This window comes from Streptomyces sp. NPDC048270, from assembly GCF_040652335.1.
In the GTDB taxonomy this organism is placed as follows: domain Bacteria; phylum Actinomycetota; class Actinomycetes; order Streptomycetales; family Streptomycetaceae; genus Streptomyces.
In genome coordinates this window covers 1-11,895 of the sequence record NZ_JBEZLV010000078.1, presented here as the reverse complement: position 1 = coordinate 11,895, position 11,895 = coordinate 1, and the positions used below count along the sequence as shown (strand labels likewise).

At 74.4% G+C, this 11,895-nt stretch carries 7 protein-coding genes; 4 read left to right on the top strand and 3 right to left on the bottom strand.

Annotation, left to right across the window (positions count from 1 at the left end; all coding sequences use genetic code 11):
- Positions 1-58: 58 nt before the first annotated feature.
- Complete coding sequence (locus tag AB0D66_RS33265) at positions 59-1,651, top strand: MFS transporter (protein WP_362310914.1); 1,593 nt, start codon at positions 59-61, stop codon at positions 1,649-1,651.
- Entirely contained in the window at positions 1,648-2,880 is a 1,233-nt protein-coding gene (locus tag AB0D66_RS33260) for an anhydro-N-acetylmuramic acid kinase (RefSeq protein ID WP_362310913.1), read from the top strand. The genes AB0D66_RS33265 and AB0D66_RS33260 overlap by 4 nt, the downstream gene beginning before the upstream one ends.
- Here the strand turns inward: AB0D66_RS33260 and AB0D66_RS33255 are convergent.
- A complete protein-coding gene (locus AB0D66_RS33255; RefSeq protein ID WP_362310912.1) occupies positions 2,852-5,320 on the bottom strand; it encodes an MDR family MFS transporter in 2,469 nt (822 codons plus the stop codon). The two genes, AB0D66_RS33260 and AB0D66_RS33255, sit on opposite strands and share 29 nt — an antisense overlap.
- A gap of 67 nt (positions 5,321-5,387) precedes the next feature.
- Between AB0D66_RS33255 and AB0D66_RS33250 the strand changes: the two genes are divergently transcribed.
- A complete protein-coding gene (locus tag AB0D66_RS33250) occupies positions 5,388-6,533 on the top strand; it encodes a winged helix DNA-binding domain-containing protein (protein WP_362310911.1) in 1,146 nt (381 codons plus the stop codon).
- 24 nt (positions 6,534-6,557) lie between these two features.
- Here the strand turns inward: AB0D66_RS33250 and AB0D66_RS33245 are convergent, their stop codons facing one another.
- Together AB0D66_RS33245 and AB0D66_RS33240 are read right to left on the bottom strand one after the other, a co-directional pair.
- Positions 6,558-8,963 (bottom strand): excinuclease ABC subunit UvrA, encoded by a 2,406-nt coding sequence (locus AB0D66_RS33245; protein WP_362310910.1) that lies wholly within the window; start codon positions 8,961-8,963, stop codon positions 6,558-6,560.
- Positions 8,964-9,098: 135 nt separating this feature from the next.
- Positions 9,099-9,515: a VOC family protein gene (locus AB0D66_RS33240; protein WP_362310909.1), complete on the bottom strand. Its 417-nt coding sequence runs from the start codon at positions 9,513-9,515 to the stop codon at positions 9,099-9,101.
- Positions 9,516-9,698: 183 nt separating this feature from the next.
- Between AB0D66_RS33240 and AB0D66_RS33235 the strand changes: the two genes are divergently transcribed.
- Positions 9,699-11,798: a galactose oxidase-like domain-containing protein gene (locus AB0D66_RS33235; protein ID WP_362310908.1), complete on the top strand. Its 2,100-nt coding sequence runs from the start codon at positions 9,699-9,701 to the stop codon at positions 11,796-11,798.
- Positions 11,799-11,895 lie beyond the last annotated feature (97 nt).

The following is an 11,895-nucleotide window of genomic DNA, read 5'->3' as shown; positions in this document are numbered from 1 at the left end:
GCCAGCCACCGTGGCCCGCCCCGCTCCCCGCCCGAAGAGCCGGCCCGCGGCGTCCGCCGTGGCCGCCGTGCCCGTCCCTCCGCCGTCCGCCCGCCGCGCCCTGCTCGCAGGCTCCGTCGGCAACTTCGTGGAGTGGTACGAGTTCGGCGTCTACGGCTCCTTCGCCACCGTCATCGCCGCCCGCTTCTTCACCCCGGACGGCGGCGACCGGGCACAGGCGCTCATCGCGACCTACGCCGCCTTCGCCATCGCGTTCTTCTTCCGCCCGCTGGGCGCCCTGCTCTTCGGGCGGCTCGCGGACCGGGCGGGCCGGCGGCCGGCGCTGGTCCTCGCCGTCTGCCTGATGACGGGCGCGACCGCCCTGATCGGAGCCCTGCCCGCGTACTCCGCCATCGGCGCCCTGGCGCCCTGGCTGCTGACCCTGCTGCGCAGCGTCCAAGGCCTGTCCGCCGGGGGTGAGTTCGGCGGTGCGGTGAGCCTGCTGACCGAGACCGCGCCGGCCGGGCGGCGCGGCCGCCACGGCGCATGGCAGTCGTTCACGGTCGCCCTCGGGCTCCTCACGGGCGCGGGCCTCGCCGCCGCGCTGGCGACCCTGCTCTCCGAGAGCGCCCTGTACGCGTGGGGCTGGCGCGTCCCCTTCCTGCTCGCCGTGCCGCTGGGCACCGTCGCGCTATGGCTCCGGCTGCGCCTCCCGGAAACGGCCCCACCGCCCCGCACCCCGTCACCTGACAACACGACGACGCACGCCCGGCCGCACTCCCCGGCTCCGCCGCACTCCCCGACTCCGCCGGACGCCCCGGCCTCGGCCCACGCCCCGGCCCCGGTGGGCACCCTGCCTCCGTCGGACGCCCCGGCCCCGGTGGGCGTTTTGCCTCCGGCGGACAGCCCGGCTCCGGCGGAAGCCCCGGCCTCGGCTCACGCCCCGGTCCCGGTGGGCGTCCTGCCTCCGGCGGCCACCCCGGCCCCGGTCGGCGTCCTGCCTCCGGCGGACGCCCCGGCCCCGGCGGGCCTCCCCGGCCTGGTGGGCCCGCCCCGTACCCCCGGCCGGACCGGCGGAGCCGGTACCGCGGGGGTCGTCGTGCTCGGGGTCGGGCGGATCATGGGGTGGTCCGCAGCCGGGTACACCTTCCTCGTCGTCCTGCCCTCCTACCTCCAGGCCACCCTCGGTACCACCTTCCAGCAGGCCCTGGCCGCCACCTTCGCCGCCAACCTCGGCTTCGCCGCCGCGATCCTGCCCGCCGGCGCGCTCAGCGACCGGGTGGGACGGCGTGCCGTCATGCTCGCCGGAAGCGTCCTGGTCGTGCTGACCGCCCTCCCGCTCCTGCACCTGCTGCGCGACCCCGCGCTCCCCGTCGCGGCGAAGGCGGCGCTGCTGGCGGCGGCCGGCGCGATGATCGGGCTGCTGGCCGGACCCGGCCCCGCCCTCCTCGCGGAGATGTTCCCGACCCGGGTGCGCAGCACCGGGCTCGGCCTGGCCTACGCGCTGTCCAACGCCGTCTTCTCCGGATGCGCGGGCCTCATCGTCACCGCGCTCGTACGGCACACCGGCAATCCCGACATCCCGGCCTACTACGCGGCGGGCGCCTGCGCGCTCGCCGTACCCGCCCTGCTCACCCTGCGCCCCGACGACCACCTGAGGCCCCTGCGATGACCCCGCACACCCCGCCGCCCGCTCCGGAGGCGACGCAGACCACCGTCATCGGCCTGATGTCCGGCACCTCCTGCGACGCCGTCGACGCCGCGGCCGCGCGCATCACGTGCGAGGGCACCGAACTGCGCCTGACCCCGCTCGGCATGGTCAGCGAACCGTACGACGAGGAGCTGCGCCACGCCCTCGCGGCAGCGCTCCCGCCCGGCCGCACCACCCTCGGCGACGTGTGCCGCCTCGACACCCGCATCGGGCAGTCCTTCGCCCGGCTCGCCCTCCGGGCCGACCGCGAACTCTGCGGGGGCCGGGCCGAACTGGTCGCCTCCCACGGTCAGACCGTCTTCCACTGGGCGGACGGCGGCCGCGTGCACGGCACCCTGCAACTCGGCGAACCCGCCTGGATCGCCGAGGCGACCGGACTGCCCGTGGTCTCCGGCTTCCGGACCCGGGACGTCGCCGCCGGCGGGCAGGGCGCACCCCTGGTCGGCCTGATCGACCGCATGCTGCTGCGCGGACACCCGGGGGTACCGGCCGCGCTGAACGTCGGCGGCATCGCCAACGCCACCGTGCTCACCCCCGACGGCTCCCCGGCGGCCTTCGACTCCGGGCCCGGCAACGCCCTTCTCGACGCCGCCGCCCGCCACCTCACCGACGGGCGCCTCGACCACGACGCCGACGGCCGCCTCGCGGCCCGCGGCACCGTCCACCGGCCGCTGCTCGACCGCCTGCTCGCCGAGCCGTACTACGTGCTGCCCGCGCCCAAGACCACCGGCCGGGAGCTGTTCCACTCCGGCTACCTGCGGACGGCCCTGGACGCGGTCGGGCCGCTCCCGGCCCCCGACGTCCTCGCCACCCTCACCCGGCTCACCGCCCGTACGGTCGCCGACGCGCTGCGCCCGTTCGGCGTCACGGAGGTGCTGGCCTCCGGGGGCGGCACCCGCAACCCCGCCCTGATGGCCGCACTCCGGCAGGAACTGGGCGCCGCGGTACGGCTGCGCACCTCGGACGCGCTCGGGCTGCCCAGCGCCGCCAAGGAGGCGTACGCCTTCGCCGTACTGGGCTACCTCACCCTGCACGGCCTGCCGGGCACCCTGGCGGAGTGCACGGGCGCGGCGGGCCCCCGGGTCCTCGGCAGCCTCACCCCGGGCCGCACACCGCTCCGTCTGCCCGCCCCGACGGCTCGGGCGCCCCGCACCCTGACGGTCACCCCGCCGCCTGCCGGGGCACGTTGACCCCGGGGGCTCCGGGCGCCCGGGCCGTCACCATCAGGCCGGCGACCAGGGCCGCGAGCAGCAGGGCGCCGCCCGCCCACCAGAGGGTGTCGGTGTACCCGTGCAGCAGCGCCTCGGACTGATCGTCCTCCGAGGCGTCGTTCAGCCGGGCGGTGATGAGGCCGGAGAGCAGCACCACACCGATCGCCTCGCCGAGCTGCTGGGCCGTGACGACGATTCCCGAGGCCGCGCCGGAGTGCCGCGGGCCGGTGCCGGCGGTCGCGGTGGCGAAGACCGGCACGAAGGCCAGGCCGGTTCCGAAGCCGGCGAGGAGCATGCCGGGCAGCACCTGCGGCCCGTACCCGCTGCCGGAGTCGATGCCGGTGAGGACCAGCATCCCGGCCGCCGCGGTCACCAGGCCCGAGACGATCAGGACGCGGGGCGCGGTGCGGTGCTGCAGACGCGCCGAGACCTGGGTGGCGGCGATGACGGCCGCGACGGCCACGGGCAGGATCATCACTCCGGTCATGCCCGGACCGTAGCCGTGGACGTACTGCAGGTAGAGGGTCAGGGTGGGGAGCAGGGCCAGGATGCCGGCGCCGGCCAGGACCATGGCCAGGACGCAGCCGACGCGGTCGCGGTCCCTGAGGCGGGGCGCCCACAGCGGGCCGGACGTGACGGACTGCCACCACAGGAAGGCCCCGAGCAGCAGGACGCCCGCCGCGAGCAGGCCCAGCGGAAGCGGAGCGGTCCAGTGGAGCTGCCCGGCCTCGTCCAGGCCGTAGAGCAGGGCGGCCGTTCCCGCGCAGCCGAGCAGCACCCCGAGCCAGTCGAAGCGGGCTCCGGCGCCTTCCGGGCGGCCCGGCAGCACGGTGGCCGCGCCGGTCAGCGCGAGCGCGGCGAGCGGGACGCAGGAGTACAGGGCCCAGCGCCAGGACAGCCCCTCGGCGAGCCAGCCGCCCGCGAGCAGGCCGAGGGCGCCGCCGCCGGCCGCGACCGCCGCGTAGATCCCGAAGGCCCGGGCGCGTTCCCTCGGGTCGGTGAAACCGGTGGACACCAGGGACAGCGCGGCGGGCGTCAGCAGGGCGGCGAAGGCGCCCTGCGATGCGCGCGCCGCGATCAGCAGTCCGGGATCGCCGGCCGAACCGCCGAGCATGGAGGCCAGCGCGAAGCCGGCCAGGCCGATGACCAGCGCCCGTTTGGCCCCCACGAGGTCGGCGATGTGGCCGCCGAGCAGCAGCAGCCCGCCGAAGGCCAGTACGTAGGCGCTCACCGCCGGGTTCAAGCCCTCGCCGCTGAGGTCGAGTTCGGCCTGGACGGACGGCAGGGCGGTGTTGAAGGCCATCACGTCGAGCAGCACGAGCAGCTGCGTCAGGGCGATCACCCCCAGGCCCCACCAGCGCCGGGGGTGCGGGGCGCCAGGGTCCTGGAGGGCGGCCGGGGGCGGCCCGAAGCCCTGCGCCGGAGCAGTGGGCGCGTACGCGGGCGGCGCCGGCCGGGGCTGGTGCGGGACGGAGGGGACGCGGGGGTCCGGCTGTGCGGCGGGGGCCCCGGCGGCCGCCTCCGGCGCGTAGTCCAGCAACCGAGCGGCCCGGCGGCCCAGTTGCGCCAGTACCGTGCCCGGCAGCCACTCCCCGGGCTGGTCCACGGCCGTGCGCTCGGCCACCTGCTCGGGGGTGGGCCGCTTCGCCGGGTCCTTCTCCAGGCAGGCGCGTACGAGACCGGTCAGCGACGGGGGCACGCCGGTCAGGTCCGGCTCCTCCTCGGCGACGCGGAAGAGGTGGGCGTTCAGACCGGAGTCGCCGGCCCCGAACAGGAGCCGTCCGGTGGCCGCGTACACGAGGACGGCACCCAGGCAGAAGACATCGCTGGCGGGGGTCAGTTCAAGACCGCGGACCTGCTCCGGCGACATGAAGCCGGGGGAGCCGATCAGCATGCCGGTGCGGGTGTGCAGGCTGTCCCCGGCCAGGCTGTCCATCGCGCGCGCGATGCCGAAGTCGATGACGCGGGGGCCGTCGACGGTGACCAGGACGTTGGACGGTTTCAGGTCGCGGTGGATCAGGCCTGCCCCGTGCACGGCCTGCAGGGCGACGGCGAGCCGGTTGGCGAGCGTGTGCACCGAGTGCTCGGGCAGCGGCCCGAAGTCCTCGGCGACCACGGTGCGCAGGTCCGGCCCCGGGATGTACTGGGTCGCCACCCAGGGCACGGCGGCCTCCGGGTCGGCGTCGAGCACCGCGGCCGTCCACTCCCCGCCCACGCGCCGGGCGGCGGCCACCTCGCGGGCGAAGCGCCTGCGGAACTCGGGGTGCCCGGCGTGCTCGGCCTGCACGACCTTCACGGCCACGGTGCGCCCGCCCTCGGAACGGCCCAAATAGACCAGGCCCATACCGCCCGCACCCAGCCGGGCGATGAGACGGTACGGACCGATGCGGGTCGGGTCTGCTGCGATCAACTGGTCCACGTGATGAAGGTATGCCACCTGCCCGACGGGGGTGAACCCATCCCCCCGATGACAGGAGAATGCCGGCATGGAGATCAGCGCGCAGTCCCTCAACCGTGCGACGCTCGCCCGGCAGTTGCTGCTGCGCCGCGAGCCGCTCGGCGTCGACGACGCGGTGCGCCGGGTGGTCGCCCTGCAGGCCCAGGAGCCCGCCTCGCCGTACGTCGCGCTGTGGAACAGGCTGGACGGCTTCGATCCGGCGGGCCTCGACGCGGCCCTGAGCGCTCGGCGCACCGTCAAGGCGACCCTGATGCGGCTCACCCTGCACGCCGTCCACGCCGAGGACTACCGGCCCTTCCGCGAGGCCATGGAACCGGTCCTGCGCGGCTCGCGGCTCGGCGACCCGCGGTTCAGGGCCTCCGGGATCGGCCCCGACGCCGCCACCGACCTGGTCGGCGACCTGCTGGTATACGCGGACCGGCCGCGCACCGCCGCCGAGTTGGGGAGCCGGCTCGAGGAGCGGCTGGGCGCGCCGGTGGAGGCGTCGGCCCAGCGCATGCTGCGGCAGTACGCGCCGCTGTGGCACGCGCCCACCGGCGGTCCCTGGGCGTTCGGGCCCCGGCCCTCGTACGTCGCGCCGGGGCCCATGCCGGCCCTGGCCGATTCCGATGCCGCGGCCGGCGGGCTGCAGATCCTGATCCGCCGCTACCTGGAGGGCTTCGGGCCGGCGTCGGTGGCGGACATGGCGCAGTTCGCGCTGGTCCAGCGGGCCCGGGTGCGCGCGGCGGTGCACGCGCTCGGCGACGGCCTGGAGCAGCTGGAGGGCCCCGACGGCACGGTGGTGTACGACGTACCGGGCGCGCCGCGGCCGGCCGGGGACACGCCCGCCCCGCCCCGGCTGATGGCGATGTGGGACAGCGTGCTGCTGGCCTACGCCGACCGCGCCCGCCTCGTCCCGCCCGCCTACCGCAAGCACGTGACCCGGGTGAACGGGGACGTGCTGCCCACCCTGCTGGTCGACGGCCACGTCGCCGGCGTCTGGCGCCCGGCCGGCGGGGGCATCGAGGCGGCCGCCTTCCACCCCCTGCCCGAGGACACCTGGGAGGCGCTGGCGGCGGAGGCCGCGGCGCTCGTCTCGTTCCTCGCTCCCCGCGACCCCGCGGCCTACCGGCGCTACGGCCACTGGTGGGCCAAGGGCCTCCCGGCCGCGCAGACCCGGCTGCTCGGCACCTGAGCCGCCGGGTCCGCGCGGCGCCCGTCAGGCGCCGACGTAGGCCGCGAGGTGCTCGCCGGTGAGGGTGGGGCGGGTGGCGACCAGGTCGGCGGGGGTGCCCTCGAAGACGATCCGGCCGCCGTCGTGCCCGGCGCCGGGACCGAGGTCGATGATCCAGTCGGCGTGCGCCATGACCGCCTGGTGGTGCTCGATCACGACGACCGACTTGCCGGAGTCCACCAGCCGGTCCAGCAGGCCGAGCAGGTGCTCGACGTCGGCGAGGTGCAGACCGGTCGTCGGCTCGTCGAGGACGTAGACCCCGCCCTTCTCCGACATGTGCGTGGCCAGCTTGAGGCGCTGCCGCTCGCCGCCGGACAGCGTGGTGAGCGGCTGGCCGAGGCTGAGGTAGCCGAGGCCCACGTCGGCCAGCCGGTCGAGGATCTTGTGGGCGGCCGGCGTGTGCGCCTCGCCGGAGCCGAAGAACTCCTCGGCCTCGGTCACCGACATCGCGAGCACCTCGCTGATGTCGCGGCCCCCGAGGCGGTACTCCAGGACCGAGGCGTCGAACCGCTTCCCCTCGCAGTCCTCGCAGGTGGTGGCGACGCTCTGCATGATCGCCAGGTCGGTGTAGATGACACCGGCGCCGTTGCAGGTCGGGCAGGCACCCTCGGAGTTGGCGCTGAACAGCGCCGGCTTCACCCCGTTGACCTTGGCGAACGCCTTGCGGATCGGGTCGAGGAGGCCGGTGTAGGTCGCCGGGTTGCTGCGCCGGGAGCCGCGGATCGGGCTCTGGTCGATCGACACCACGGCCTCGCCGGCCGCCCCCGACCGGTGCGGCAGCGAGCCGTGCACGAGCGAGCTCTTGCCCGAGCCCGCGACGCCGGTGATCACGGTCAGCACCCCGAGCGGGATGTCGACGTCCACGTCGCGCAGGTTGTTCGCCGTCGCGCCGCGGATCTCCAGCGCGCCGGCCGGCTCGCGCACCGACTCCTTGAGGGAGGACCGGTCGTCGTAGTGGCGGCCGGTGGTGGTCCCGCTGGCCCGCAGCCCCTCGACGGTGCCCTGGAAGCAGACGGAGCCGCCCGCCGTTCCGGCGCCGGGGCCGAGGTCGACGACGTGGTCGGCGATCGCGATGGTCTCCGGCTTGTGCTCCACGACCAGCACCGTGTTGCCCTTGTTCCGCAGCCGCAGCAGCAGGTCGTTCATCCGCTGGATGTCATGCGGGTGCAGGCCGATGGTGGGTTCGTCGAACACGTAGGTGATGTCGGTGAGCGGGGAGCCGAGGTGGCGGATCATCTTGACGCGCTGCGCCTCTCCGCCCGACAGCGTGCCCGCCGGCCGCTCCAGCGAGAGGTAGCCGAGGCCGATCTCCACGAAGGAGTCGAGGGTCTGCTGGAGCGCGGTGAGCAGCGGCGCCACCGAGGGCTCCTTGAGGCCGCGGACCCATGCGGCGAGGTCGCGGATCTCCATCGAACACGCGTCGGCGATGCTGAGCTTCTTGATCTTCGACGCGCGGGCGCCCTCGCTGAGCCGCGTCCCGTCGCACTCGGGGCAGGTGGTGAAGGTGACGGCCCGCTCCACGAACGCCCTGATGTGCGGCTGCATCGCCTCCTTGTCCTTGGACAGGAAGGACTTCTGGATCTTGGGGATCAGGCCCTCGTAGGTGAGGTTGACGCCGTTGACCTTCACCTTGGTCGGCTCGCCGTACAGGAAGTCCTGCATCTCCTGCTTGGTGAACCTGCGGATCGGCTTGTGCGGGTCGAGGAAGCCGGACTGGGCGTAGAGCCCCACCGTCCACTGGCTGTCCGACTTCCAGCCGGGGATGGTGAAGGCGCCGTCGGCGAGCGACTTGGTGTCGTCGTAGAGCTGGGTGAGGTCGATGTCGGAGACCTTGCCCCGGCCCTCGCAGTGCGTGCACATGCCGCCTTTGCGCTCGTACGTCGCCCGCACCGCCTTCTTGTTGCCCTTCTCGACGGTGATCGCACCGGACGCCCGGACCGAGGCGGTGTTGAAGGAGTACGCGCTGGGCGGGCCGATGTGCGGCTTGCCGAGCCGGCTGAAGAGGATGCGCAGCATCGCGTTGGCGTCGGTGGCGGTGCCGACGGTGGAGCGCGGGTCGGCGCCCATCCGCTGCTGGTCGACGCTGATCACGGTCGTCAGCCCGTCGAGCACGTCGACCTCGGGCCGTGCCAGGTTCGGCATGAAGCCCTGCACGAAGGCGCTGTAGGTCTCGTTGATCAGCCGCTGCGACTCGGCGGCGATCGTGTCGAACACCAGCGAGCTCTTGCCCGAGCCCGACACGCCCGTGAACACCGTCAGCCGGCGCTTGGGGATCTCGATGCTGACGTCCTTGAGGTTGTTCTCGCGCGCTCCGTGTACGCGGATCAGATCGTGGCTGTCGGCATCGTGCTGCGCAGGCGACTGCGTGTCCGTCCTCGTGACCTTGCTCATCGTGTCTCCATCTGTCGGTCGGGGGCCGCTCACGCGGCCCCCTCGGTGTCGCCTGGCTCGATCCGGCCGGGTTCGGGCAGCACGTCTGGTTCTACTTCGTCGGCGCGATCATGGCAACGACGCAGCGGGCGGCGGTTACCGCTTGCGGGGTTCGGCGAAGCGGATCATGTTGCCGGACGGGTCGCGGAAGGCGCAGTCGCGTACGCCGTAGTGCTGGTCGATCGGCTCTTGCAGGACCTCGCCGCCGGCGGCCCTGACCTGCTCGAAGGTGGCGTCGCAGTCGTCGGTGGAGAAGACCACCCCGCGCAGCAGGCCCTTGGCCAGCAGCTCCGCCACGGCCTGCCGGTCGGCCGCCGAGGCGTTGGGGTCGGCCAGCGGCGGTTCGAGGACGATCTCCACGTCCGGCTGCGCGGGCGACCCGATGGTCACCCAGCGCATGCCCCCGTACCCGACGTCGCCCCGGACCTCCAGGCCGAGGGCGTCGCGGTAGAAGGCGAGCGCCTTGTCGTGGTCGTCGACTGCGATGAAGCACTGGGAGAGTCTGATGTCCATGCCCACGACGCTACGAGGCTCCGCCGGACGGCGCTTCTCCAATCCTGACCGGTTTCGCCGGGGCGGGGCGCCGGACCCTCGGCCGTATCGTAGGTTTCCGCCAACTATCCTTTATGTTAGGCGAGTTACCGTTTCGCTGACCTATGTTCCGTGGGGCACGCCCTTTCGCCCCAGGAGGTCAGATTGCAGTCCAGGCGCCGTTTCGCCCTTCCACGCCTGTTACGCCGGTCCCACCTGCTCATCGCCTTCGGCCTCGGCTCGCTGCTGATCGGCCTGACGCCGTGGCTCGGCGTCGCGGGCCCCGCGGCGGCCGGCCGGGCCCCGGCGCCCCGGCCCGCACCCGTACCCTTCGACCAGCAGACGGCCGTGCAGTCACCGCACCACGGCATCGCGCCGGCGAACGCGAGGGAACCGGCAGCCCCGGTCCTCGACCGGACCGGCTGGACGGCCGCGGCGAGCGACGAGGAGACCGGCGGCGAGAACGGCCGCGCGGCCAACGTGCTCGACGGCGACACCGCCACCCTGTGGCACAGCAAGTGGACCGGCACCCCGGCCCCGCTGCCGCACAGCATCACCATCGACACCCGGCGCACGACAGCGGTCTCCGCGCTCGTCTACCACCCCCGCGCCGGCGGGGCGAACGGCCGGGCCGGCGCGTACACCGTCACGACCAGCACCGACGGCACGGCCTTCGGCGCTCCGGTGGCCGCCGGCACCTGGCGGGACGACGACACCGTCAAGACCGCCACCTTCACCCGCACCGAGAACGCCCGCTTCATACGCCTGACCGTGACCACCGAGGCAGGCGGCCGCGGCCCGTGGACCTCGGCCGGCGAGATACGCCTGAGCGGACCGGCCGCCCCGGCCGTCCACGGCTCCTGGGACCGGATCATCGGCTTCCCCCTGGTGCCCGTGGCCACCGCCGCCCTGCCCGGCGACAAGCTGCTGGCCTGGTCGGCGTACGCGCTCGACCGCTTCGGCGGCAGCAGCGGCTACACCCAGACCGCGATCCTGGACCTGAAGACCGGCAAGGTCACCCAGCGCCGCATCGACAACACCGGCCACGACATGTTCTGCCCCGGCATCGCGATGCTGGCCGACGGCCGGGTGCTGGTCACCGGGGGAAGCAACGCGGAGAAGGCGAGCGTCTACGACCCCGCCACCGACGAGTGGTCCGCCACCACCAGCATGAACACCGCCCGCGGATACCAGTCCATGACCCTGCTCTCCACCGGCGAGGCCTTCGTCCTGGGCGGCTCCTGGAGCGGAGCCGCGGGCGACAAGGCGGGCGAGGTGTGGTCCCCGGACACCCGCACCTGGCGGGGGCTCCCCGGCGTTCCGGCCGCCCCGGCCCTGACGGCCGACCCGGCCGGACCCTACCGCGCCGACAACCACATGTGGCTGCACGCGACTTCGGGCGGCAAGGTCCTCCAGCTGGGGCCGAGCAAGCAGATGAACTGGATCTCCACCAGTGGCCAGGGCGGCATCACCTCGGCCGGCACCCGGGCCGACAGCCAGGACGCAATGACCGGCAACGCCGTCGCCTACGACGTCGGCAAACTGCTCACCCTGGGCGGCTCGCCCGCCTACGAGAAGAGCCCCGCCACCCGGCGCGCCTACACCGTCGGCATCTCCGGCAGCCAGGTCCAGGCCGCCCGCACGGGGGACATGGAGCACGCCCGCGCCTTCGGCAACAGCGTGGTCCTGCCCGACGGCAAGGTGGCCGTCTTCGGCGGACAGGCCTACCCGGTGCCGTTCAGCGACGCGACCTCGGTGCTCACCCCCGAGCTGTGGGACCCGTCGACCGGCGGCTTCACCCCGCTCGCCACGATGGCCGTCCCGCGCAACTACCACAGCGTGGCCAACCTCCTGCCGGACGGGCGGATCTTCTCCGGCGGCGGCGGCCTGTGCGGCGACTGCGCCACCAACCACCCCGACGGCTCCGTCTTCACACCGCCCTACCTGCTCAACGCGGACGGATCGCCCAAACCGCGCCCCGTCATCACCGGAGGCGTGCCGTCCAGGACGGCCCCCGGCACCTCGTTCAGCGTGAGCACCCAGGCCCCGGTGGCGTCCTTCGTCCTGATGCGGGCCTCGGCCGCGACCCACTCCACCGACAACGACCAGCGGCGGGTGCCCCTCGCCGCCACGGCCACGGGGACGGGCACGTACACCGTGTCCGTGCCCGCCGACACCGGCGTGGTCCTGCCGGGGACCTACATGCTCTTCGCCCTCGACGCCCAAGGGGTGCCGAGCATCGCGAAGTTCGTCACCGTCTCCTGACGCCGTGAGCGGTGCCCGGCCCCGCCCCGGGGGGCGGGGCCCCCCGGGGGGGGTCCGGGGGGGCAGCGCCCGGGGGGGTGGGCCGCGGGGGGGCCGG